Raw genomic sequence first — 24,022 nt, 5'->3', positions numbered from 1 at the left:
GCTTACGCGGCTTTCGCGTGGCCCAGCGTCACGGCGCGGTTCAGGGCGCTGAACAGCGCACGGAAGCTCGCGGTGGTGATGTTTTCATCGATGCCGATGCCGTGCAGCGAACGACCACCCTCGACGCGCAGTTCGATATAGGCGGCCGCGCGGGCATTGGTGCCGGCGCCAATGGCGTGCTCGTTGTAGTCCATGATCTCGACGTCCACCGGCAGCGAGGCGACCAGGGCTTCCAGGGTGCCCTTGCCCTTGCCGTGCCAGCGATGCTGCTCGCCCTTGTGGGTCACGTCGATGTCGATGGCGCAGACACCGTTCTCTTCCTGCAGACGGTAGTTCTTCAGGCCGAACGGGGAGACGGCCTGCAGGTACTCGGTCTGCAGCAGGGTGTAGATCTGCTCGGCGGTCATCTCCAGGCCGAGACGGTCGGTCTCGTTCTGCACCACCTGGCTGAACTCGATCTGCATGCGACGCGGCAGGCTGATGCCGTACTCCTGCTCGAGCAGGAAGGTGATGCCGCCCTTGCCGGACTGGCTGTTCACACGGATCACCGCTTCGTAGCTGCGGCCGATGTCCGCCGGGTCGATCGGCAGGTACGGCACTTCCCACACGGCATCGTCCTTCTGCTGGGCGAAGCCCTTGCGGATGGCGTCCTGGTGGGAGCCGGAGAAGGCGGTGTGGACCAGGTCGCCGACGTAGGGGTGACGCGGGTGCACCGGAATCTGGTTGCACTCTTCCACCACCTTGCGCACGGCGTCGATGTCGGAGAAGTCCAGCTCGGGGTCGATGCCCTGGGTGTACATGTTCAGCGCCATGGTCACCAGGCAGAGGTTGCCGGTGCGCTCGCCGTTGCCGAACAGGCAGCCTTCGACGCGGTCGGCGCCGGCCATCAGGGCCAGTTCCGAAGCAGCCACGCCAGTACCACGGTCGTTGTGGGTGTGCAGGCTGAGCAATACGCTGTCGCGCTTGTTGATCTGGCGGCCGAACCACTCGATCTGGTCGGCGTAGTTGTTCGGGGTGGCGCACTCGACGGTGGCGGGCAGGTTGAGGATCAGGCGGTTGGCCGGGGTCGGCTGGAACACGTCGATCACCGCATTGCACACCTCGACGGCGAAATCGGTCTCGGTGGAGCTGAACACTTCCGGTGAGTACTCGAAGCCCCACTGGGTTTCCGGCGCGGCTTCGGCCAGGCGCTTGATGGTCTGGCCGGCGGCCACGGCGATGGCTTTCACGCCAGCCTTGTCCTGGTTGAAGACGATCTTGCGGAAGCTCGGTGCGCAGGCGTTGTAGTAGTGGACGATGGCCTTCTTCGCGCCCTTGAGGGACTCGAAGGTGCGCTCGATGAGGTCGTCGCGGGCCTGGGTCAGCACCTGGATGGTGACGTCATCGGGAATGTGGTCGTTCTCGATCAGCTCACGAACGAAGTCGAAGTCGGTCTGCGAGGCGGACGGGAAGCCCACTTCGATTTCCTTCAGGCCGACCTGAACCAGGCACTTGAAGAAGCGCATCTTCTTCTCGGCGTCCATCGGCTCGATCAGGGACTGGTTGCCGTCGCGCAGGTCGGTGGACAGCCAGATCGGCGCCTTGTCGATGATCTTGTCCGGCCAGGTGCGGTCGGGCAGGGTGATCTGGGTGAAGGCGCGGTATTTCTTCGACGGGTCTTTCAACATGCTCATGAGCGGAATCCTTGTTCTCTGCGGCCTGCGGGGCCTGCGCATAAAAATCTGAATGAGGCGGAACCGGGGGAGGGGGGCTCAGCCACGCAGTCGCGGGCTGACCAGGCGCAGGCAGGCGTGTTGGCGAAGCAGAATGAGGGTGTGTGCGGTTTTCATGAGTGCCAAGCTAAAGGCCTGGGAGACCAATGGCAAGCATTTGGAAAAATTTGGTAGGAATAGTCTTTCAAGGCTTTTTATCGATAATTAATTGTCGAGAATTGGCGTTTTAAGCAATTTATCCTGAGGCTTATCGCTGTGCTTAACTGATTCTGCGTCTTCGTGCCGCAGCGAAGCTTTATCACTCCGTGCGATCATTGCGCACCCGCCCCAGGTGGGAACTCTCCATCCGCAAGGACATTTCGTGACCCGTCGTACACGACAAGGCGTAGGCACCTGGCTGGCGTTGTTCGCCATGCTGATGATCTATGTCGGCCCACTGGTCTCCCAGTCGATGCCGATGGATCACGCCATGCCCATGGATCACGCCGTGTCCATGAGTGCTATGCCGATGGAGCATGGGAAGGCCATGTCCCACGACATGGCCGGCATGGAGGACATGCACTGCTCCGACAGCCAGCGTGCTGCGGACCATCATGCCGCCCCGGTTTCCCACGGCGAGCAGCCGCTCACCGCCGACGCCTTCATGGAGAAGTGCGGCTACTGCAGCCTGCTGATCCACAGCCCGCCGCTGACGCCGCCGCCGGTCGTGATCGACCACGGCCTGCCCGCCATCGGCGCGCCCGCCGCCCAGTTCGTCTCGTCCCGCATTCCCGCCTCGCCGGTCTTCCCCGGCGCCCGCTCCCGCGCACCCCCGTTCCTGATCGGCTGACCCGCAATCCCGATTCCCCGACCCCGGCGCGGATGCCTGCATTCGCTTGCGCGCCGTGCGAGTACGCGTGGAACGGGCGTCATCACCGATCATGGAATTCATGGAATGACCCGCATGCCCCTGCGCCGTCGGCAAACTGCCGTCGGCCTGCGCGCCCTGTGCGCGCTGACCGCCCTTGGCGGTTTCACTGCCGTCCCTGTGCTGGCCGAGGAAGAAGATCACTCGGCGCACGCCACCAATGCGTCGGTTACCGAACTGGCCCCCAGCGTCATCACCGCCGTGGCGCAGAGTTCGCCGCTGACCGTGGTCACCGACCCCAAGCAGCCACGCCAGCCGATCCCCGCCAGCGACGGCGCCGATTACCTCAAGACCATCCCTGGCTTCTCCGCCATCCGTAACGGCGGCACCAACGGCGACCCGGTGCTGCGCGGCATGTTCGGCTCGCGCCTGAACATCCTCACCAACGGCAGCACCATGCTCGGTGCCTGCCCGGCACGGATGGACGCGCCCACCTCCTATATCTCCCCGGAAACCTACGACAAGCTCACCGTGGTCAAGGGCCCGGAGACCGTGATCTGGGGCCCCGGTGCCTCGGCCGGGACCATCCGTTTCGACCGTGAGCCGGAGCGCTTCGGCGAGCTGGGCATGCGCGTCAACGGTAGCCTCACCGCCGGCTCCAACGGCCGCTTCGACCGCGTGCTGGACGCCGCCGCCGGTGGCCCCGAGGGCTACCTGCGTTTCACCGGCAACAAGTCGCAGTCCGATGACTACGAAGACGGCAGCGGCAACACCGTGCCCTCGCGCTGGAACAAGTGGAACGGCGACGTGGCCGTGGGCTGGACGCCGGACGCCGACACCCTGGTCGAACTCACCGCCGGCAAGGGCGATGGCGAGGCGCGCTACGCCGGGCGTGGCATGGACGGCTCGCAGTTCAAGCGCGAAAGCCTTGGCCTGCGCTTCGAGAAGTCCAACATCGGTGGCGTGCTCGACAAGCTGGAGGCGCAGGTCTACTACAACTACGCCGACCACGTGATGGACAACTACAGCCTGCGCACGCCCTCGGGCACCGGCATGATGGCCGGCCCCATGGCCTCCAACGTCGACCGCCGCACCCTCGGTGGACGCCTGGCCGCCACCTGGCGCTGGGACGACTTCAAGCTGATCACCGGCGTCGATGCACAGACCAACGAACACCGCGAACGCAGTGGCATGGGCATCAACACCTATGACGAGCAGCCGTGGGACAAGGACGCCGTGTTCCACAACTACGGCGCCTTCGGCGAGCTGACCTGGTACGCCGCCGACCGCGACCGGGTGATCACCGGCGCACGCCTGGACCGCGCCTCGGTCAAGGATTACCGGCAGAGCACCGGCTCGGGGATGATGGCGATGCCCAATCCCACCGCCGACGACACCCGCGCCGATACCCTGCCCAGCGGCTTCGCCCGCTACGAGCACGACCTGGCCGACACGCCGACCACCCTTTACGTCGGTCTGGGCCATGTGCAGCGCTTCCCTGACTACTGGGAGCTGTTCTCCCCGGACAAGGGCCCGACCGGCTCGGTCAACGCCTTCGACAGCATCAAGCCGGAGAAGACCACCCAGCTGGACTTTGGCGCGCAGTACGAGGACGAGAAGCTCAAGGCCTGGGCCTCGGGCTACGTCGGGGTGATCCGCGACTACATCCTGTTCGACTACATGCCCGGCGGCATGATGGGCCGCACCTCCCAGGCGCGGAACGTCGATGCCCGCATCATGGGTGGCGAACTGGGCGCAGCCTACGCGCTGACCAGCAACTGGACCGCTGACGGCACCCTGGCCTACGCCTGGGGCAAGAACACCACCGACGACACTGCGCTGCCGCAGATGCCGCCGCTGGAAGCGCGTTTCGGCCTGACCTACGAGGAAGGCGACTGGAGCGCCGGCGGACTCTGGCGCGTGGTCGCGCACCAGGGCCGGATCGCCGAGAACCAGGGCAACGTGGTCGGTTACGACTTCGATGAAAGCCCCGGCTTCGCCGTTTTCTCGCTCAATGGCGCATACAAGCTGAGCAAGAACCTCAAGGTCAGCACCGGCGTCGACAACCTGTTCGACAAGGACTACGCCGAGCACCTGAACCTGGCGGGCAACGCCGGCTTCGGTTACCCGGCCAACGATCCCGAATCGATCCACGAACCGGGACGTACGTTCTGGACCAAAGTGGACTTCTCGTTCTGAAGCCCGACCGGCCCCCGCCAGTCGGGGGCCTCCTTGCGTGAGGAGACCAACGAATGCAGAAGAAGACATTCGATTTCTACAACCTGGCCTGGCGCTGGCACTTCTATGCCGGGCTGTTCGTCGCGCCGTTCATGATCCTGCTGTCGATCACCGGGATCATCTACCTGTTCAAGCCGCAGCTCGACCCGCTGATGTACAGCGACCTGCTGCAGGTGAAGCCGGGTGAGGTGCGGCTGTCTGCCGACGAGCAACTGATGCACCTGCATCACCAGAACCCGCAGTTGCAGGTCAGCCAGTACCTGCCGGCGCCGGCCGCCGACCGCAGCGCGCAGTTCGTCGCGCAGCTGGATGGACGCGAGGTGAACGCCTTCGTCGATCCCTATAGCGGCAAGCTGCTCGGCGTGCAGGACGGCAAGTCCAACCTGCAGGCGATGGCCCGCGCGCTGCACGGCGAGCTGATGATCGGCACCGTCGGTGACCGGTTGATCGAGCTGGCTGCCGGCTGGGGCATCGTGCTGGTGGTGTCCGGCCTGTACCTGTGGTGGCCGCGCCAGCGTTCGCTGCGGGTGCTGCTGTGGCCGGACCTGTCGCGTCGCGGCCGCGCGCTGTGGCGCGAGGTGCACGTGGTGGTCGGCTTCTGGGGTTCGCTGCTGATGCTGTTCATGCTGCTCACCGGGATGACCTGGACCGGCTTCTGGGGCAAGACCTTCGCCGACGTGTGGAACCGCTTTCCGGCACCCATGTGGAACGAGGTGCCCAAGTCGGACCTGGAGGCGCGCACGCTCAATGACGCGCATCGCCAGACCATCCCCTGGGCCATGGAAAACACCCCGATGCCGATGTCCGGCGGCGCCCACGCCGAGCACATGGCTCACGGCTCCGGCGGTATGGCGATGCCGCAGATCAGTCTGCAGCAGGTGGTCGATACCGCCGACCAGGCTGGTGTGACGCCGGGCTACGCCATCGCCCTGCCCAAGGGCGAGCAGGGCGTGTTCACCGTTTCGGTGTTCGCTGACGACTCGCGCAACGACGCCACCCTGCACATCGACCAGTACACCGGCAAGGTACTCGCCGACGTGCGCTGGAAGGACTACGGGCTGGTGGCCAAGGGTGTCGAATCCGGCGTGATGCTGCACGAAGGCAAGATGTTCGGTCTGTTCAACCAGCTGCTCATGCTCGCTGTCTGCCTGATGATCCTGCTCAGCGCCGTCAGCGGCCTGTGGATCTGGTGGAAGCGCCGCCCGCAGGGTCGCCTTGGTGTGCCGCCGATGCCCCATGCGTTGCCGGTTTGGAAGGGCGGGGTGGCGATCATGGTCATCCTCGGCGTCGCCTTCCCGCTGGTGGGTGCGTCGCTGTTGCTGGTTTGGGCGCTGGACTGGGCGGTGCTGTCGCGGATCAAGCCGCGCAGCCCGGCCTTGAGTTGAGAGTTGCGGGTGGAACGTGCTTCCACCCTGACGCCTGCCGCGAGGCAGGCTATGCTGCGGCGCGATCATTGCGCCCGCGGCCCGATGGATTCCCGCCGCTGCGGCGGACCTGATCACAAGCCAACTGGAGTCTCGAACATGCGTAAAACCCTGCTTGCTTTCGCTGTCCTGCTGGGCTTCTCCGGCGCCGCCATGGCCCATGAATACGAGGCCGGCAACCTGCACATCGACCACCCCTGGTCGCTGCTGCTGCCGGCCAACTCGGTGAACGGCGCCGCCTACTTCATCGTGCAGAACCACGGCAAGGAGGCGGACCGCCTGCTCGGTGCCGACACCGACCGTGCTGCCAGCGCCGAGGTGCACCAGCACGTGGAGAAGGACGGCATGATGAAGATGGTGAAGGTCGAGGGCGTGGACATTCCCGCCGGCGGCAAGATCGTCTTCGCGCCCGGCCAGTACCACCTGATGCTGTTCGGCCTGAAGAAGCCGCTGGCCGACGACGAGCGCTTCCCGCTGACCCTGCATTTCCAGAAGGCCGGCGACGTGAAGGTCGAGGTCGCGGTGCAGAAGGAAGCTCCACTCTCTAAAGGAGCAGAGGGGGGCACCGACATGGGCCACGACATGCACGGCATGCAGATGAACTGATGAGCGACCGGCTCCTGCGCCCGCTGGTGTGGGCGCAAGACGGCGAGTGGCTGCTGGGTTTCGACGGCAGCTACTCGAGCGACTCTATCCTGCGGATCGAGAGCGCCGCCGATGGTTTCATCCTGCGCGAGGAGCGTCTGGCCGAGACGCAGACCAAGCGCTATCCCTTCGCCGACCTGAAGGACGACGTCACGGCGGCCGACTGGACCGCCGTGGTCGTCGACAAGGAAGGCGAGCGGCTGGGCTTTGCCATCGCCCGCTACGAAATCTGGAATCGCCGCGCGGTGCTGGACGACCTGTTCGTCCTCGCCGACGCGCGCGGCCAGGGCGTCGGCCGGCAATTGCTGGAAGGCTGCCTGGACTGGGCGCGCAGCACCGAGGCGCGCCACCTGTGGCTGGAAACCCAGAACCTCAACCTGCCGGCGGTGGGCTTCTACCGCTCCCGCGGCTTCGCCCTCAGCGGGCTGTCCACCGATCTCTACGACCCCGCGCAGGTGCTGCCCGGGGAGATGGCGCTGTTCTTCAGCTACCCGCTGGCCTGAGGGTCAGGCGCGTCTGCCGCGCCGCGAGGATCAGCACGAAGCCGATGCAGTAGGCCAGCACATCCAGCCAGTCCGGCGTGGCGCCGAGCACGATGCGCAGCGCGCGGTTGCCTATCTGCCAGTGGAAGGTCGCGGCGAGGTACTGGCCGAGCTCGATGATCAATCCACAGCCCAGCGCCGCAGCGGCCAGCCAGTGGGCAGGAGCATCGATAGCTGTGCGCAGCAGGCAGTACAGCCAGATCACCGCCAGCACGTCGCCGCCGAAGCCGCGCAACCAGCCGAGGTGCGCCCCGCCCGTGGCCAGCCAGGCCAGTACGGCGAACCAGAGCAGCGCGAAGAGGGCGCTGCGTCCATCGAAGCGAAGCCGCATCAGGGCTTGAACGCGCCGATGAAGATCGCCGGGTCGACGCGGGCGTCGTTCAGGCTGACGTTCCAGTGCATGTGCGGCCCGGTGGCGCGGCCGGTGGCGCCGACGCGGCCGACCACGCCGCCGCGCGGAACCGCATCGCCGACTTTCACGTCGATCTTCGACATATGGCAGAACATGCTGATGAAGCCCTGGCCGTGGTCGACGAACACGGTGTTGCCGTTGAAGAAGTAGTTGCCGATCAGGATCACCTTGCCGGCGGCCGGTGACTTGATCGGGGTGCCGGCGGGCACGGCGAAGTCCAGCCCGGAGTGCGGATTGCGCTCCTCGCCGTTGAAGAAGCGGCGCAGGCCGAAGGGGCTGGAGAGCGGGCCGTTGACCGGTTTGTCCAGCACCAGGTTGCTCGGCGTACCGGGGCTGAAGCTGCGGTAGGCGGCGGTCTGCTCGGCCAGCTCGCGGTTGATGCGCTTGAGGTCTTCGGGCAGCGGGTTCACCTGGCGGGTGTTCTTCAAGGTGATGCGCTGCTCCTTATAGTGCTTGTTGCCGACGCTGAAGCCGAGGTTGCGGCTGGCGCCTGACTGCTTCACGGCGATCTGCTGGCTGCCGGCCTTGGTGGTCAGCGGGATGCCGACGATGGCGATCCAGTCGCGGCCTTCTTCGCGTACCACCAGCACCGGTTTGCCCTGGTAGGTGGCGGTCGGCACGGCGGCGTCCTGGCCCAGCTGGACGACGGCGACGCCGCCGGGCACCGGCTTGTTCAGCGTGCGGCTGATGAAGCCTTCGGCGTGGGCGGTCAGGGTGAACAGGGCGGTGACGAGCAGGCAGGAAATTCGAAGCATGGCGCTATCCGTGGACGTGTCGGCGGATGAAGCGGGCAGTCTACACGGGCCGCTCCGGCGGGCGCGGCGATTTCGTCGAAAGCGGAATCCAGTTGTGCAGCAGACCAATCCAGGAGCACGAGCGTAGGGTGGGTGGAGCGCAGAGATACTCATCGATAACCCAGCTGCGCCATTGATGGGTATCGCTGCGCTCCACACCATCCTACAAAAGCAGCTGCTAGCGACGCAGGCCTTCGAGCTGCTGGCGCCACAGTTGTTCCAGCGACGGCACCTGCGCCGGGCCGTAGATGGCGTGGGGCTTGCCCAGGTGCGCGGCCCACAGCTGGTCGCCGTAGTCGTAGTGCCACCACTCGCTGGAGAGGTTGCTGAAGCCCGCCGCCAGCATGGCGTTGAACAGCATCCGGCGGTTGTCGCGCACACGGCGCAGGGCTCCGTCGGGCTGGGCAATCTCCTCGTAATGGCGGGTATAGGAGCGCGGCGTCGCCTCGTCGAACAGGCTGCCCATGTCCAGCCAGCGACCTTCGCTGTCGCACAGGGTCAGATCGATGGCGCCGCCGGTGAGGTGCGGGCTGGGCGACTCGGCGCGGGTGCTGGGCGGCGCGACGAACTCACGGGTGCGCCGGGTCAGCTCGCGGGGATCGGCGTCCGGCTCGTGCTGGCGGAGGATCTCGTAGAGCGTATCGTACAGGTGCTGCTGCACCGCGAAGGGCCGCCAGGCATCGAGGATCACCAGACGGATGCCATCGGGCAGCAGGCTCGCGGCGTGCAGCAGGCGCTCGAAGACTTCGGTACGCGCATAGCATTCCGGCTGCGCGTTCGGCACGCCGAGGCGGTGGTAGGCCGGCCACACCGCGAAGCCGGTGGCGATGCCCAGCGCCTGCAGCGGCTGGTCGCATTCGACGATGGGCACGCGGAAGGCCTCGGCCCAGTCCGGATCGGGTTGCGGCAGGATCGGCGCGAGCAGGTCGGTCATCGGCTATCAGTCCAGCAGGGAAAGGGTCACGGGGGCCTGGTGGTTGTCCTCCACCCGCACTTCCAGTTCACCGTCGCCCAGCTTGGCCTTGAGGCGCTGGCCGTTCTTCGTCTGCGCGGCGTTGCGGATGGCCTGGCCCTTGTCGTCCAGCAGGATGCTGTAGCCACGGCCGAGGGTCGCCAGCGGGCTGACGATGTGCAGCGTCTGCATCAGGCTGTCGAGGCGCTGGCGCTGTTCGCGCAGGATGGCGTTGGTGGCGCGGGGCAGACGGGCGCTGAGGTTGTCCAGGCGCTGGCGCAGCAGGGCCAGGTTGCGGCCGGGGTGCTGCGCGGCGAGGCGGGTGTCCAGTCGTGCGACGCGCTCGTGGCGAATCTGCAATTGGCGCTCGAAGGCGCGGCGCAGGCGCATGTCCAGGTCATCCAGGCGCTGGGATTGCTGGCGCAGGCGTTCGCCGGGGTGGCGCAGGCGCCGGGCGGTGCCTTCCAGGCGCAGGCGCTCGCGGGTCAGGCGGTCCTGGATGCGCAGGATCAGCCGGCGGCGCAGGCTGTCCAGGCGCTGCTGCAGATCGCCGCTGTGGGGCGCCAGCAACTCGGCGGCGGCCGAGGGCGTGGGCGCGCGCACGTCGGCGACGAAATCGCTGATGGAGACGTCGGTCTCATGGCCCACGGCGCTGACGATGGGCGTCACGCAATCGGCGATGGCGCGGGCCACCGGCTCCTCGTTGAAGCACCAGAGGTCTTCCAGCGAGCCGCCGCCACGGGCCAGGATCAGCGCATCGAAGCCCTGTGCGTCGGCCAGCTTCAAGGCTCGGACGATCTGCCCGATGGCCTCGCGGCCCTGCACGGCGGTGGGGATCAGGGTCAGCTCGACCTGCGGTGCGCGGCGGCGAAACACGCTGATGATGTCGCGGATCACCGCGCCAGTGGGTGAGCTGACGATGCCGATGCGCCGTGGGTGCGCGGGCAGTTCCTGCTTGCGCTCGGCGGCGATCAGGCCCTCGGCGGCGAGCTTTTCCTTCAGCGCCTCGAAGGCCAGGCGCAGCGCACCATCACCGGCCGGCTCGACGGTATCGGCGATCAGCTGGTAGTCGCCACGCCCTTCGAACAGCGAAACCTTGCCGCGCACCCGCACCGCGAGACCGTCGCGCAGGGCCTGGCGCACGCGCAGGGCGTTCTGCCGGAACAGCGCGCAGCGCACCTGGGCGTTGCTGTCCTTGAGGGTGAAGTACATGTGGCCGGACGCCGGTCGGGCGAGGTTGGAGATTTCGCCCTCGACCCAGACCTGCGGGAACACGTCCTCCAGCAGGTGGCGGGCGCGCTGGTTGAGCTGGCTGACGGTCAGAACCTCGCGGTCGAGGCCCAGCCGTTGGAAGGGATCTTTCTGCATGGCGAAGGATGATAAGCGGGCCTGCGGACAGGGGCCAGCGCGCGAGGTTCATAAAGGCTTCATTCAGATCGTCCGGTTGCGTTGAGCCCGACCCCCTGACTGAGATATAATGCCGCGCTTCCATTTTTCCCGATCGGGAGCCCCCGCCATGCTGCGCATCAGCCAAGAAGCCCTCACTTTCGACGACGTCCTCCTGATTCCAGGTTATTCGGAAGTCCTGCCCAAGGACGTGAGTCTCAAGACTCGCCTGACCCGTGGCATCGAACTGAACATCCCGCTGGTGTCCGCCGCGATGGATACCGTGACCGAAGCCCGCCTGGCCATCGCCATGGCCCAGGAAGGCGGCATCGGCATCATCCACAAGAACATGAGCATCGAGCAGCAGGCCGCCGAGGTCCGCAAGGTCAAGAAGCACGAGACCGCCATCGTTCGCGACCCGGTCACCGTGACCCCGTCGACCAAGATCATCGAGCTGCTGCAGATCGCCCGCGAATACGGCTTCTCCGGCTTCCCGGTGGTGGAAGAGGGTGAGCTGGTCGGTATCGTCACCGGTCGCGACCTGCGCGTGAAGCCGAACGTCGGCGACAGCGTGTCCGCGATCATGACCCCGAAGGAAAAGCTGGTCACCGCCCGCGAAGGCACGGCCCTGGAAGAGATCAAGGCCGCTCTCTACGAGAACCGCATCGAGAAGATGCTGGTGGTCGACGAGAAGTTCCGCCTGACCGGCCTGGTGACCTTCCGTGACATCGAGAAGGCCAAGACCTACCCGCTGGCTTCCAAGGACGACGAAGGCCGCCTGCGCGTCGGCGCAGCCGTCGGCACCGGCGCCGACACTGGCGAGCGCGTTTCCGCCCTGGTTGCCGCCGGCGTTGACGTCGTTGTCGTCGACACCGCCCACGGCCACTCCAAAGGCGTGATCGACCGCGTGCGCTGGGTGAAGGAAACCTTCCCGCAGGTACAGGTCATCGGCGGCAACATCGCCACCGGCGAAGCCGCCAAGGCACTGGCTGACGCCGGCGCCGACGCCGTGAAAGTCGGCATCGGCCCGGGCTCCATCTGCACCACCCGTATCGTCGCTGGCGTCGGTGTACCGCAGATCTCCGCCATCGCCAACGTCGCCGCAGCCCTGGAAGGCACCGGCGTTCCGCTGATCGCCGACGGCGGCATCCGCTTCTCCGGCGACCTGGCCAAGGCCATGGTGGCTGGCGCCTACTGCGTGATGATGGGTTCGATGTTCGCCGGTACCGAAGAAGCTCCGGGCGAGATCGAACTGTTCCAGGGCCGCTCCTACAAGTCTTACCGTGGCATGGGCTCGCTGGGCGCCATGGCCGGCTCCACCGGTTCCTCCGACCGCTACTTCCAGGACGCCTCTGCTGGCGCCGAGAAGCTGGTACCCGAAGGCATCGAGGGCCGCGTGCCCTATAAAGGCCAACTGACCGCCATCGTCCACCAGCTGATGGGTGGCCTGCGTGCCGCCATGGGCTACACCGGCAGCGCCGATATTCAGGACATGCGCACCAAGCCGCAGTTCGTGCGCATCACCGGCGCCGGCATGGCCGAGTCCCACGTCCACGATGTACAGATCACCAAGGAAGCCCCGAACTACCGCGTAGGTTGAGGGTTCTTCGGTAAATGAGTCGGACACGGGGCTGGTTGATACAGCCCCGTGTCGTTTAAGAATTTCGCTACGAGAGATGGCCATGGCCCAAGACATTCACGCTCACCGGATCCTGATCCTCGACTTCGGCTCCCAGTACACCCAGCTGATCGCCCGCCGCGTCCGCGAGATCGGCGTGTACTGCGAAATCCATCCGTTCGACATGAGCGACGACGACGTTCGCGCCTTCGCCCCGCGCGGCATCATCCTGGCCGGCGGCCCGGAGTCGGTGCACGAAGCCAACAGCCCGCGCGCGCCGCAGGCCGTGTTCGACCTGAAGGTGCCGCTGTTCGGCATCTGCTACGGCATGCAGACCATGGCCGAGCAGATGGGCGGCAAGGTACTGGGCTCTGACCTGCGCGAGTTCGGCTACGCCCGCGTCGACGTGGTCGGCAAGGCCCGCCTGCTGGACGGCATCGAAGATTGCGTCAGTGAAGACGGCGTATTCGGCCTCGACGTGTGGATGAGCCACGGCGACAAGGTCACCGAAATCCCGGCCGGCTTCCACATCCTCGCCAGCACCCCGAGCTGCCCGATCGCCGCCATGGCCGACGATGCCCGCGGCTACTACGGCGTGCAGTTCCACCCGGAAGTGACCCACACCAAGCAGGGCGGCCGCATCCTCTCCCGCTTCGTGCTGGACATCTGCGGCTGCGAAGCCCTGTGGACTCCGTCGAACATCGTCAACGATGCCATCGCCACCGTTCGCGCCCAGGTCGGCAACTCCAAGGTGCTGCTCGGCCTGTCCGGCGGTGTCGACTCCTCGGTGGTCGCGGCCCTGCTGCACAAGGCCATCGGCGACCAGCTGACCTGCGTCTTTGTCGACAACGGCCTGCTGCGCCTGCACGAAGGTGACCAGGTGATGGCCATGTTCGCCGAGAACATGGGCGTCAAGGTGATCCGCGCCAACGCCGAAGAGCTGTTCCTCGGCCGCCTGACTGGTGTCAGCGATCCGGAGCAGAAGCGCAAGATCATTGGCGGCAGCTTCATCGAAGTCTTCGATCAGGAAGCCACCAAGCTGCAGGACGTGAAGTTCCTCGCCCAGGGCACCATCTACCCCGACGTGATCGAGTCGGCCGGCGCCAAGACTGGCAAGGCCCACGTGATCAAGTCGCACCACAACGTCGGCGGCCTGCCCGAAGACATGCAGTTCGAACTGGTCGAGCCGCTGCGCGAGCTGTTCAAGGACGAAGTCCGCAAGATCGGCCTGGAGCTGGGCCTGCCCTACGACATGGTCTATCGCCACCCGTTCCCGGGCCCGGGCCTGGGCGTGCGCATCCTCGGCGAAGTGAAGAAGGAATACGCCGACCTGCTGCGTCGCGCGGACCACATCTTCATCGAAGAGCTGCGCAACTTCGACTGGTACCACAAGACCAGCCAGGCCTTCGTGGTGTTCCAGCCGGTGAAATCCGTCGGCGTGGTCGGTGATGGCCGTCGCTACGCCTGGGTTGTCGCCCTGCGCGCGGTGGAAACCATCGACTTCATGACCGCTCGCTGGGCGCACCTGCCTTACGAGCTGCTGGAGAAGGTCTCGAACCGCATCATCAACGAGATCGAAGGCATCTCCCGCGTCACCTACGACGTATCGAGCAAGCCGCCAGCCACCATCGAGTGGGAATGATCCAGCCCACTCTGCCTAGTGGTTGAGTGTTATTCCAGAACCCGCGCACTGTCGCGGGTTCTGTATTTTCAGTTTTCGACAGAAACGCAGATATCTTTGACGGTATCGGCTTCGCGCTCTCCTCAGGCCATCAGGGGCAATAGCAGCGCTCTCGGTATTGTGGTGTTCGGGCGATCTCGGAGGCGTGGCCGAACTTCGTGCAGAGATGCGAAGCAAATGCCTGGTTGGCACGCACAGGTGAGGCTAGAAAGGACTCCGCTCGTGCTGGTGAGGTCAGGCGCTAGTTGGGAGCGCTGCGGCGAGTAGGGCGACGGAGGTGACCTACATGGCCAGACTTCCGGCGGCGCCTGCAATTGACCCCGCGCCATTTCTGTGGACAGGAGGATGTGCTGATCGTTGAGTCCTCTCAGACAATCCTCGTGCATGACCAACCGGCGCCGAAGTCTGTAGCTGGAAGCCGATGCCCCAGAACTTCCAAAATTGATCATCGTGCTATAGGCTCGCCGCAAAAATCGGAACCTGCCGGGATAAGGCGAGATAAAGTGCGGAAAAATGAATTTTTCGGGAGATTGGAGGCGATGCGAGGAGTCGCTTCTATGTGCGTCGCCATATTCCACTCTCTCATCTGGATACCGATCTTCGAACAACTGACCGTCATCCTCCCCGTGTGGCAGGCGCGCGGCGCTGAAGCGGTCCTCTCCAAGATCCTGATCGGGCTGACGCATGGAACGCCTTGGGTAGATTTCTTCTTTGTCCTGAGTGGCTTTGTGCTGGCGAGGTCGATCGGCGATCGGCCCGTCTCCCTCGGTTCGTGGGGCAGTTTTGTGGCGCGTCGAGCCATCCGGATCATGCCGACGCTTTTTGTCGCGCTGGTGGTCATGTCTGCTTTGCTGTGGGTAAGAGCGGGGTTCGGACTATTCCCTGATGCCATCGACGGTTGGTATCCGGTCTTGCACAACGTTCGCGTGAGCTGGATGGACCTGCTGAATAGCGCAATGCTGCAGAACAACATGATCATTCCACCGGCGTGGAGCCTGAAGGTGGAAATGATCGCCGGTGCTGCCTTCCCCCTTGTCTATGTCGCCAGTCGCCGCCTCCCCGTCTCCTGCGTTGTTTTGCTGACTGCTATCTGGGCGGCGGCAGTTATTTCATTCCCGACATCGTCCAATGCTCTCAACTTCGGTTACATGTTCGTCGCCGGTATTGCTGCGGCACGTGCGGCACCAAGCGTCAGCCGGCTCTCAGCGCCGCTGCTCTCGATCTGCGCGGCAGTCGGGTTCATGCTGATCTGCATTCCACCCATCTTCTGGGGGGACTTTGGCGGCGTTCTGCATTCAGTGGCGACATGCGGGTCAGCACTGCTCGTCGCTGCCCTTGCCAATAGCCGGCCCGTTGCGGGCTTCGGCTGGCTGGATAGCCGTGCCGCTCGATTCCTTGGGCGCATCTCCTTCAGCTTCTACCTGCTGCACTTCGGGATCATGTACGGCACTGTGCTCGCGCTCACGCAGTATGTAGAGCATGACGTGATTCGTGCCTACCCGCTCGCCAGCCAGGTGTTGGTAGCTTTCCTGTCCATCACTATCGCCGTGCCGCTGTCATCACTGATGTACAGGTTCGTGGAGATGCCGAGTGTATTGGCGGGGAAATGGCTACTCGCCCGTAGTCGCCAAAGCCAATCGTTGGAGCCTTCGGTTCAATCAAGGTAACTGCCAGCATTGCATCGCGGACGATACTGTTGCTGGTATCGCGTTCAGTCTGTTTATATTTCTGTGTGTCAGGTAGTTAAATGTGCCGATGACCATCGAGTGGGAATGATCGGAGACGTTTAACGTTTCCTTAACGCAGAAGACGGCAATCTCGCCGCCTTCTGCAACAGGCGAGGGCGGGAATACCCGTCCTTGACCTGGCGCATGAGAGGCGTTTGCCTCTTCATGCAGAGTTGCTTCCTGCTTGCGTTTCAGCCGGCAGGACCGTGCAGCCGGCCGCAAGAGCCTGGCGCCAGGCGCGAAACGCGCCAACCTCCGTGATAGCCGATGGGGTCGCAAGTCCCTTGTTCTAGGAGTCTGGACCCATGTCGTTTACCCGTAGACAAGTACTCGGCGGCATCGCCGGCCTGGCCGTGCTCGGCCTGGGCGCCGGTGGCGCGCGCATCTGGCTGGCGCGCCCGGAAGTCGCCGCCGAGCACGATTACGAACTGATCGCCGCGCCGCTCGACCTGGAGCTGGTGCCCGGCCACAAGACCCCCGGCCTTGGCTATGGCGGCCAGGCTCCCGGCGTGGAAATCCGCGCGCGCCAGGGCGACTGGCTGCGGGTGCGCTTCACCAACAAGCTGGACGAGCCGACCACCATCCACTGGCACGGCATCCGCCTGCCCATCGAGATGGACGGCGTGCCCTACATCTCGCAGCCGCCGGTGCAGCCGGGCGAGAGCTTCGTCTACCAGTTCAAGACGCCGGACGCCGGCAGCTACTGGTATCACCCGCACCTGATGAGCAGCGAGCAGCTGGGCCGTGGCCTGGTCGGGCCGCTGATCATCGACGAGCGCGAGCCGAGCGAGTTCACCAGCGAGAAGATCCTCAACCTGAAGACCTGGCACGTGGACGAAGAGGGCAACTTCACCGCCTTCAGCGTTCCCCGCGAGGCCGCGCGCGAGGGCACCCGCGGGCGCCTGTCGACCATCAATGGCGAACGCACGCCGGTGATCGAGCTGCCGGCCGGTGAGATCGTCCGGGTGCGCATCCTCAACGTCGACAACACCGTGACCTACCGCCTCAACCTGCCGGACGCCGAGGCGAAGATCTACGCCATCGATGGCCATCCGGTGGAGCCGCGCGACTTCGGCAGGGGCCCCAACGACCAGTACTGGATCGGTCCGGGCATGCGCCTGGAGCTGGGCATCCGTGGCCCGGCGGAAAGCACGGAGCTCTCGCTGCGCAATGGTCCGGTACGCCTGGCGACCATCCGTGGCGTGGCCAACCCGAAAGCGCCGACCGCCAAGTGGCCGGCCCCGCTGCCGCGCAACCCGGTGGCCGAGCCGGACCTGAAGAACGCCGAGACCATCAACTTCAAGTTCGAGTGGGTCGGCGCCATGTCCGACTACTCCAAGGGCCAGTCGGCGCCTTCGCTGTGGCAGATCAACGGCGTGGCCTGGCAGGGTGGCGAGGAGCACAAGCACAACTCGCCGCCGCTGGCGAAGCTCAAGGAAGGCAGCAGCTATATCTTCGTGCTGCGCAACATGACCCAGTACCAGCACCCGATCCACCTGCACGGCATGGCCTTCAAGGTGCTGGATTCCGATCGTCGGGAGATCATCCCGTATTTCACCGATACCTACCTGCTGGGCAAGAATGAGACGGCACGCGTGGCGCTGGTGGCGGATAACCCCGGCCTGTGGATGTTCCACTGCCACGTGATCGATCACATGGAGACCGGGCTGATGGGAACCATCGCGGTGGGCGAGGCATGGTGCGGCTGACCAACAGCAAGGGGCACCCGACGGTGAAGGGGCTGGCGCCGGTCATCGACCGCAGCCGGGACATCCCCTTCATGCGCGAGGCCCTGGCGCTGGCCGAGCAGGGCGCGGCGCTGGGCGAAGTGCCGGTGGGCGCCGTGCTGGTGCTGGACGGGCAGGTCATCGGTCGCGGCTTCAACCAACCGATCACTTCCCACGATCCCAGTGCCCATGCCGAGATGGTCGCCATCCGCGAAGCTGCCGCTGCCGCGCAGAACTACCGCCTGCCCGGCAGTACGCTCTACGTGACCCTCGAACCCTGCAGCATGTGCGCCGGCCTGCTGGTGCACTCGCGCATTCAGCGCGTGGTGTTCGGTGCCACCGAGCCGAAGTCCGGCGTGGTGGTCAGTCGGGGTAACTTCTTCGAGCAGGACTTCCTGAACCACCGGGTGCTGGTGGAAGGCGGAGTGCTGGGGGAGGAGTGCAGCGCGATGCTCTCGGCGTTCTTCAAGGCGCGGCGTAGCAAAAGCTGAAGGTCGTAGGGGCGAGCTTGCTCGCGAACATCTCCGTGTCGCGGTACGAATGGCCAAGCGCCGGAGCTGACCTGTAGGAGCGAGCCATGCTCGCGATCGCGGGCAAGGCCCGCTCCTGCAATGGAAATGCCGATTTCAATCCGCGCGGGGCGTCAGAGCTTCTGATCCCGCCCATCGTCATCGTCGTTGGGCTTGGTCTTGTTCACGCCCGGCAGGTGCAGGCCGCTTTCGGCGAGCTGGCCGCCTTCCATCTGTGGCTGGGTCACCCAGGTGAGAATGTCGTAGTAGCGGCGCACGTTCTGTACGAAGTGCACGGTCTCCCCGCCGCGCGCGTAGCCGTAGCGCGTCTTGCGGTAGTACTGCTTCTGCGCCAGGCGCGGCAGCATCTTCTTTACGTCGAGCCACTTGTTCGGGTTCAGGCCTTCCTGCTCGGCCATCTTGCGAGCGTCGTCCAGGTGGGCGCCGCCGATGTTGTAGGCAGCCAGGGCGAACCACATGCGGTCCGGGTCCTTGATGCTGTCGGGCAGTTCGTCCTTGATCTGCACGTAGTACTTGCTGCCGCCCTGGATGCTCTGCTTCGGGTCCAGGCGGTTGGCCACACCCATGGCCTGGGCGGTGCGGTTGGTCAGCATCATCAGGCCGCGCACGCCGGTCTTGGAGGTCGCGTCGGGCTGCCACATGGATTCCTGGTAGCCGATGGCGGCCAGCAGGCGCCAGTCGGCCTCGAGCTTGGTGCCGCTCTGGCGGAAGTGCGGTTCGTACTTGGGCAGGCGCTGCTGCAGGTGCTGGGCGAAGGTGTAGGCACCGACATAGCCCAGGACGTCCACGTGGCCGTAGTAACGGTCCTTCAGGCGTTGCAGCAGGCCGTCCTGCTTGGCCTTGTCGAGGAAGGCGTTGACCTTCTCGATCAGGCTGTTGTCATCGCCGGCCGGCAGCGCCCAGGCCAGGCCCTTGGCATCGCCGAGGTCGAAGGCGACGCGCACATTGGGGAAGTACACCTGGTTCATCGCCAGTTCGTTGGAATCCACCAGCGTCAGGTCGATCTCGCCGACGTCAACCATGCGCAGCAGGTCGACCATCTCGTCGGCGTCGGATTCGCGGTATTCCAGCTTGGGGTACTGCTTCTTCAGTTCGGCCAGCTGCGAGGCATGGCTGCTGCCTTTCAACACGACGATGCGCTTGCCTACCAGGTCGTCGGGGCGGGTAGGACGCTGCGCGCCGTTGCGGTAGACGACCTGTGGGGTGACGTCGAGGTAGGAGTGCGAGTAGCGCACCTGGGTATCGCGCTCGCCGCCCGGCGTCAGGCCGGCGGCCGCCAGGTTCGGTCCGCCGTCGCGGCCGATGCGGTCATAGAGGTCGTCGATGTTGTCGGCGGTTTCGATCTGCAGCTGCACGCCCAGGCTGTCGGCGAAGCGCTTGGCCAGCTCGTACTCGAAGCCGGTATCGCCGTTGCGGTCCTGGAAGTAGGTGGCCGGACTGTTGCGGGTGATCACGCGCAGCACGCCGTCCTTCTGCACGCGCTCAAGGGCCGTCGGGGCTTTCGCCTCGCTACAGCCGGAAAGCAGCAGAAAGATACAGGTCGCCAAGATCCAGGCGGTGCAGCGCACACGGGACACAGTCAGGGCAAGCATCAGGGCAGTATACGCAAAGGCCGTTGTGCGCCATATCTCGACAGCTCGAAGCTTCTCTGCTAGCTGGGGCACCGTTCGTCGGCATTTTTCCAGCTGAAGGCCGCAGGGCCGGGATTTTTCCTAGGCCGCTCGAAGGCCTTCGAAGATGAATGGCGATTTCCGCCGGAGCAGCGGCAAGGAAGGTACTTGAAAGCTGCCGCCGGGCTGCGCTTTACGGTAGAATGCACGGCCTCTGTGGGCCGGCCCGTCCGGCCCCACACACTTCCCCGTCTCCAGAGGCTGTTCCGACAATGCTGATCCTGCGCGGTGCTCCCGCCCTTTCCGCTTTCCGCCACGGCAAACTGCTCGACCTGCTGACCCAGCATGTGCCCGCCGTCACCGGGCTGTATGCCGAGTTTGCGCACTTCGCCGAGGTCACCGGAGCCCTCAACGCCGAGGAAGAACAAGTCCTGGCGCGCCTGCTGAAATACGGTCCGAGCGTTCCCGTGCAGGAGCCCGCCGGCCGCCTGTTCCTGGTTCTCCCGCGCTTCGGCACCATCTCGCCCTGGTCGAGCAAGGCCTCTGACATCGCCCGCAACTGCGGCCTGGCGAAGATCGAGCGCCTTGAGCGCGGCATCGCCTACTACGTCACCGGCGAGCTGAGCGAGGCCGACGCGCAAGCCGTCGCCGCCCGCCTGCACGACCGCATGACCCAGCTGGTGCTGAACCAACTGGAAGAAGCTTCGGCCCTGTTCAGCCACGCCCAGCCCAAGCCGCTGACCGTGGTCGACATCCTCGCCGGCGGTCGCGCCGCGCTGGAGAAGGCCAACCTCGAGCTGGGCCTGGCCCTGGCCGACGACGAGATCGACTACCTGGTGAAGAGCTTCGTCGAGATGGGCCGCAACCCGCATGACGTCGAGCTGATGATGTTCGCCCAGGCCAACTCCGAACACTGCCGCCACAAGATCTTCAACGCCAGTTGGGACATCGACGGCCAGGCTCAGGACAAGAGCCTGTTCGGCATGATCAAGAACACCTATGAAATGCACCGCGAAGGCGTGCTGTCCGCTTACAAGGACAACGCCGCGGTCATGAAGGGCTATGTCGCCGGCCGCTTCTACCCGAACGCCGAGACCCGCCAGTACGGCGCCAGCGAAGAGCCGGTGCACATCCTGATGAAGGTGGAGACCCACAACCACCCGACCGCCATCGCTCCCTTCCCCGGCGCCTCCACCGGCTCCGGCGGCGAGATCCGCGACGAAGGCGCAACCGGTCGTGGCGCCAAGCCCAAGGCCGGCCTGGTCGGCTTCACCGTCTCCAACCTGAACATCCCCGGTTTCGAGCAGCCCTGGGAAGTGCCCTACGGCAAGCCCGAGCGCATCGTCACCCCGCTGGACATCATGATCGAAGGCCCGCTGGGCGGCGCCGCGTTCAACAACGAATTCGGCCGCCCGAACCTGGCCGGCTACTTCCGTACCTTCGAGCAGGCCATCGCCACCCCGCGTGGTGAGGAAGTCCGCGGTTACCACAAGCCGATCATGATCGCCGGCGGCCTGGGCAACATCCGCGAAGACCACGTGCAGAAGGGCGAGATCTCGGTCGGCGCCAAGCTGATCGTGCTCGGCGGCCCGGCCATGCTGATCGGCCTGGGCGGCGGCGCCGCTTCCTCCATGGCCACCGGCGCTTCCGCCGCTGACCTGGACTTCGCTTCGGTGCAGCGCGAGAACCCGGAAATGGAGCGCCGTTGCCAGGAGGTCATCGACCGCTGCTGGCAGATGGGCGAGAACAACCCGATCAAGTTCATCCACGACGTGGGCGCGGGCGGCATCTCCAACGCCCTGCCGGAACTGATCAACGACGGCGGCCGTGGCGGCCGCTTCGAACTGCGCAACGTGCCCAATGACGAGCCGGGCATGAGCCCGCTGGAAATCTGGTGCAACGAGTCGCAGGAACGCTACGTGATGTCGGTGGATGCCGCCGACTTCGAGACCTTCAAGGCCATCTGCGAGCGCGAGCGCTGCCCGTTCGCCGTGGTCGGCGAAGCCACCGAAGAGCTGCAGCTGACCGTCGCCGACAGCCACTTCGGCAACAAGCCGGTGGACATGCCGCTCGAAGTGCTGCTCGGCAAGCCGCCGCGCATGCACCGTTCGGTCACCCGCGAAGCCGAACTGGGCGATGACTTCGCCGCCGCCGGCCTGGACCTCACCGAGTCCACCGAGCGCGTGCTGCGTCACCCGGCCGTGGCCAGCAAGAACTTCCTGATCACCATCGGCGACCGCACCATCACCGGCCTGGTTGCCCGCGACCAGCTGGTCGGCCCGTGGCAGGTCCCGGTGGCCGATTGCGCCGTCACCGCCACCAGCTTCGACGTCTACACCGGTGAAGCCATGGCCATGGGCGAGCGTACTCCGCTGGCCGTGATCGACGCCCCGGCCTCCGGCCGCATGGCGATCGGCGAGACCATCACCAACCTGGCCGCCGCGAGCATCGACAAGATTTCCGAGATCAAGCTCTCCGCCAACTGGATGGCCGCTGCCGGCCACCCGGGCGAGGACGCGCGTCTGTATGACACCGTCAAGGCGGTCGGCATGGAGCTGTGCCCGGCGCTGGGCATCACCATCCCGGTGGGCAAGGACTCCATGTCCATGAAGACCCGCTGGCAGGATGGCGACGCCGAGAAGAGCGTCACCTCGCCGATGTCGCTGATCATCTCCGGTTTCGCCCCGGTCAATGACGTGCGCAAGACCCTGACCCCGCAGCTGCGCCTGGACAAGGGTGAGAGCGACCTGATCGTCATCGACCTCGGCCGCGGCAAGAACCGCATGGGTGGCTCGATCCTCGCCCAGGTCAACGGCCAGATCGGCCGCGCCGCTCCGGACGTCGACGACGCCGAAGACCTGAAAGCCTTCTTCGCCGTGATCCAGGGCCTGAACGCCGACGGCCACCTGCTGGCCTACCACGACCGTTCCGACGGCGGCCTGATGGCCACCGTGGTCGAAATGGCCTTCGCCGGTCACTGCGGCCTGGACCTGAACCTCGACGCGCTGGCCGACAGCCGTGACGAGCTGACTGCCGCCCTGTTCAACGAAGAGCTGGGCGCGGTGATTCAGGTGCGCTCCGCCGCCACCCCGGAAGTGCTGGCCCAGTTCAGTGCCGCCGGCCTGGAAGACTGCGTCGCGGTCATCGGCCAGCCGGCCAGTGGCGCCGACATCGAGCTGTCCTTCAATGGCGAGCGCGTCTTCAATGCCCAGCGCCGCAACCTGCAGCGCATCTGGAGCGAAACCAGCTACCGCATCCAGCGCATGCGTGACAACGCCGACTGCGCCGACCAGGAATTCGACGGCCTGCTGGAAGAAGACAATCCCGGCCTGTCGGTGAAACTGAGCTTCGACGTCAACGACAACATCGCCGCGCCCTACATCAAGAAAGGCGTGCGTCCGCAGATCGCCATCCTGCGCGAGCAGGGCGTCAACGGTCAGGTGGAAATGGCCGCGGCCTTCGACCGCGCCGGCTTTGCCGCCGTCGACGTGCACATGAGCGATATCCTCTCCGGTCGCGTCAGCCTGGAGCAGTTCAAGGGCCTGGTGGCCTGCGGCGGCTTCTCCTACGGCGACGTACTGGGCGCCGGCGAAGGCTGGGCCAAGTCGATCCTGTTCAACGCCCGTGCCCGCGATGGCTTCCAGGCCTTCTTCGAGCGCAAGGACAGCTTCGCCCTCGGCGTGTGCAACGGTTGCCAGATGATGTCCAACCTGCACGAGCTGATCCCCGGCACCGAGTTCTGGCCGCACTTCGTGCGCAACCGTTCCGAGCAGTTCGAAGCGCGCGTGGCGATGGTCCAGGTACAGGAATCGCAGTCGATCTTCCTGCAGGGCATGGCCGGTTCGCGCATGCCGATCGCCATCGCCCACGGCGAAGGCCATGCGGAGTTCGAGAGCGAGGAGGCGCTGCTGGAGTCCGATCTGTCCGGCACCGTGGCCCTGCGTTTCGTCGACAACCTGGGCAAGGTCACCGAGAGCTACCCGGCCAACCCGAACGGCTCGCCGCGTGGCATCACCGGCCTGACCAGCCGTGACGGCCGCGTCACCATCATGATGCCGCACCCTGAGCGTGTGTTCCGCGCGGTGCAGAACTCCTGGCGTCCGGACGAGTGGGAAGAAGACGGCGGCTGGATGCGCATGTTCCGCAACGCCCGCGTCTGGGTCGGCTGAGTCCGGTC

17 protein-coding genes are annotated in these 24,022 nt (G+C 65.5%); 11 read left to right on the top strand and 6 right to left on the bottom strand.

The genetic code is table 11. The features are described 5' to 3' along the window. Positions 1-2: 2 nt before the first annotated feature. Positions 3-1,673: a 2-isopropylmalate synthase gene (leuA, locus tag IB255_RS03735; RefSeq protein WP_081515945.1), complete on the bottom strand. Its 1,671-nt coding sequence runs from the start codon at positions 1,671-1,673 to the stop codon at positions 3-5. 400 nt (positions 1,674-2,073) lie between these two features. On the opposite strand from leuA, the gene IB255_RS03730 reads away from it, so the two are divergent. The 5 genes from IB255_RS03730 to IB255_RS03710 all read left to right on the top strand — a co-directional run bounded on the left by IB255_RS03730 (position 2,074) and on the right by IB255_RS03710 (position 7,369). Then, the gene (locus IB255_RS03730) at positions 2,074-2,541 is read left to right on the top strand and encodes a DUF2946 domain-containing protein (protein WP_081515942.1); all 468 of its coding nucleotides are present in this window, start codon (positions 2,074-2,076) and stop codon (positions 2,539-2,541) included. Positions 2,542-2,646: 105 nt separating this feature from the next. After that, entirely contained in the window at positions 2,647-4,758 is a 2,112-nt protein-coding gene (locus tag IB255_RS03725) for a TonB-dependent copper receptor (RefSeq protein WP_139791469.1), read from the top strand. A gap of 53 nt (positions 4,759-4,811) precedes the next feature. Next, positions 4,812-6,182 carry a PepSY-associated TM helix domain-containing protein gene (locus IB255_RS03720; RefSeq protein ID WP_192209818.1) on the top strand — a complete coding sequence of 457 codons (1,371 nt, stop codon included), beginning with the start codon at positions 4,812-4,814 and terminating at the stop codon, positions 6,180-6,182. Between the two features lie 138 nt (positions 6,183-6,320). Beyond that, the gene (locus IB255_RS03715; protein ID WP_192209817.1) at positions 6,321-6,827 is read left to right on the top strand and encodes a copper chaperone PCu(A)C; all 507 of its coding nucleotides are present in this window, start codon (positions 6,321-6,323) and stop codon (positions 6,825-6,827) included. After that, on the top strand, positions 6,827-7,369 hold the full coding sequence (locus IB255_RS03710; protein ID WP_192209816.1) for a GNAT family N-acetyltransferase: 543 nt from the start codon (positions 6,827-6,829) through the stop codon (positions 7,367-7,369). Before IB255_RS03715 ends, IB255_RS03710 begins: the two co-directional genes overlap by 1 nt. Here the strand turns inward: IB255_RS03710 and IB255_RS03705 are convergent. From IB255_RS03705 to xseA, 4 genes are all read right to left on the bottom strand, one after another. Further along, a complete protein-coding gene (locus IB255_RS03705) occupies positions 7,350-7,739 on the bottom strand; it encodes a DUF2809 domain-containing protein (protein WP_192209815.1) in 390 nt (129 codons plus the stop codon). The genes IB255_RS03710 and IB255_RS03705 overlap by 20 nt on opposite strands. Beyond that, positions 7,739-8,575, bottom strand: a complete 837-nt coding sequence (locus IB255_RS03700; protein WP_151188080.1) for a M23 family metallopeptidase — start codon at positions 8,573-8,575, stop codon at positions 7,739-7,741. Before IB255_RS03700 ends, IB255_RS03705 begins: the two co-directional genes overlap by 1 nt. 217 nt (positions 8,576-8,792) lie before the next feature. Beyond that, positions 8,793-9,548, bottom strand: a complete 756-nt coding sequence (locus tag IB255_RS03695; protein ID WP_192209814.1) for a M15 family metallopeptidase — start codon at positions 9,546-9,548, stop codon at positions 8,793-8,795. A gap of 6 nt (positions 9,549-9,554) precedes the next feature. Further along, positions 9,555-10,934, bottom strand: a complete 1,380-nt coding sequence (gene xseA / locus IB255_RS03690) for an exodeoxyribonuclease VII large subunit (RefSeq protein ID WP_192209813.1) — start codon at positions 10,932-10,934, stop codon at positions 9,555-9,557. 148 nt (positions 10,935-11,082) lie between these two features. On the opposite strand from xseA, the gene guaB reads away from it, so the two are divergent. From guaB to tadA, 5 genes are all read left to right on the top strand, one after another. Then, positions 11,083-12,552, top strand: coding sequence for an IMP dehydrogenase (guaB, locus tag IB255_RS03685; RefSeq protein WP_081515933.1), 1,470 nt, complete (start codon positions 11,083-11,085; stop codon positions 12,550-12,552). An 82-nt stretch (positions 12,553-12,634) separates the two neighbouring features. After that, positions 12,635-14,212 (top strand): glutamine-hydrolyzing GMP synthase, encoded by a 1,578-nt coding sequence (guaA, locus tag IB255_RS03680; protein ID WP_151188078.1) that lies wholly within the window; start codon positions 12,635-12,637, stop codon positions 14,210-14,212. Positions 14,213-14,790: 578 nt separating this feature from the next. Continuing rightward, complete coding sequence (locus tag IB255_RS03675) at positions 14,791-15,918, top strand: acyltransferase family protein (RefSeq protein WP_081515931.1); 1,128 nt, start codon at positions 14,791-14,793, stop codon at positions 15,916-15,918. A gap of 365 nt (positions 15,919-16,283) precedes the next feature. Further along, entirely contained in the window at positions 16,284-17,687 is a 1,404-nt protein-coding gene (locus IB255_RS03670) for a multicopper oxidase family protein (RefSeq protein WP_192209812.1), read from the top strand. Then, positions 17,675-18,196: a tRNA adenosine(34) deaminase TadA gene (gene tadA / locus IB255_RS03665; RefSeq protein WP_151188076.1), complete on the top strand. Its 522-nt coding sequence runs from the start codon at positions 17,675-17,677 to the stop codon at positions 18,194-18,196. Before IB255_RS03670 ends, tadA begins: the two co-directional genes overlap by 13 nt. 152 nt (positions 18,197-18,348) lie before the next feature. On the opposite strand, the gene mltF is transcribed toward tadA, so the two are convergent. Continuing rightward, positions 18,349-19,827, bottom strand: a complete 1,479-nt coding sequence (mltF, locus tag IB255_RS03660) for a membrane-bound lytic murein transglycosylase MltF (protein WP_138215416.1) — start codon at positions 19,825-19,827, stop codon at positions 18,349-18,351. A gap of 290 nt (positions 19,828-20,117) precedes the next feature. Between mltF and purL the strand changes: the two genes are divergently transcribed. Continuing rightward, a complete protein-coding gene (gene purL, locus IB255_RS03655; RefSeq protein WP_081515927.1) occupies positions 20,118-24,014 on the top strand; it encodes a phosphoribosylformylglycinamidine synthase in 3,897 nt (1,298 codons plus the stop codon). The last annotated feature ends 8 nt before the right edge of the window (positions 24,015-24,022 follow it).

The sequence above is a fragment of the Pseudomonas sp. PDM22 genome, from assembly GCF_014851965.1.
In the GTDB taxonomy this organism is placed as follows: Bacteria; Pseudomonadota; Gammaproteobacteria; order Pseudomonadales; family Pseudomonadaceae; genus Pseudomonas.
The sequence above is the reverse complement of the archived record's forward strand: the minus strand, read 5'-3'. Positions and strand labels throughout refer to the sequence as shown.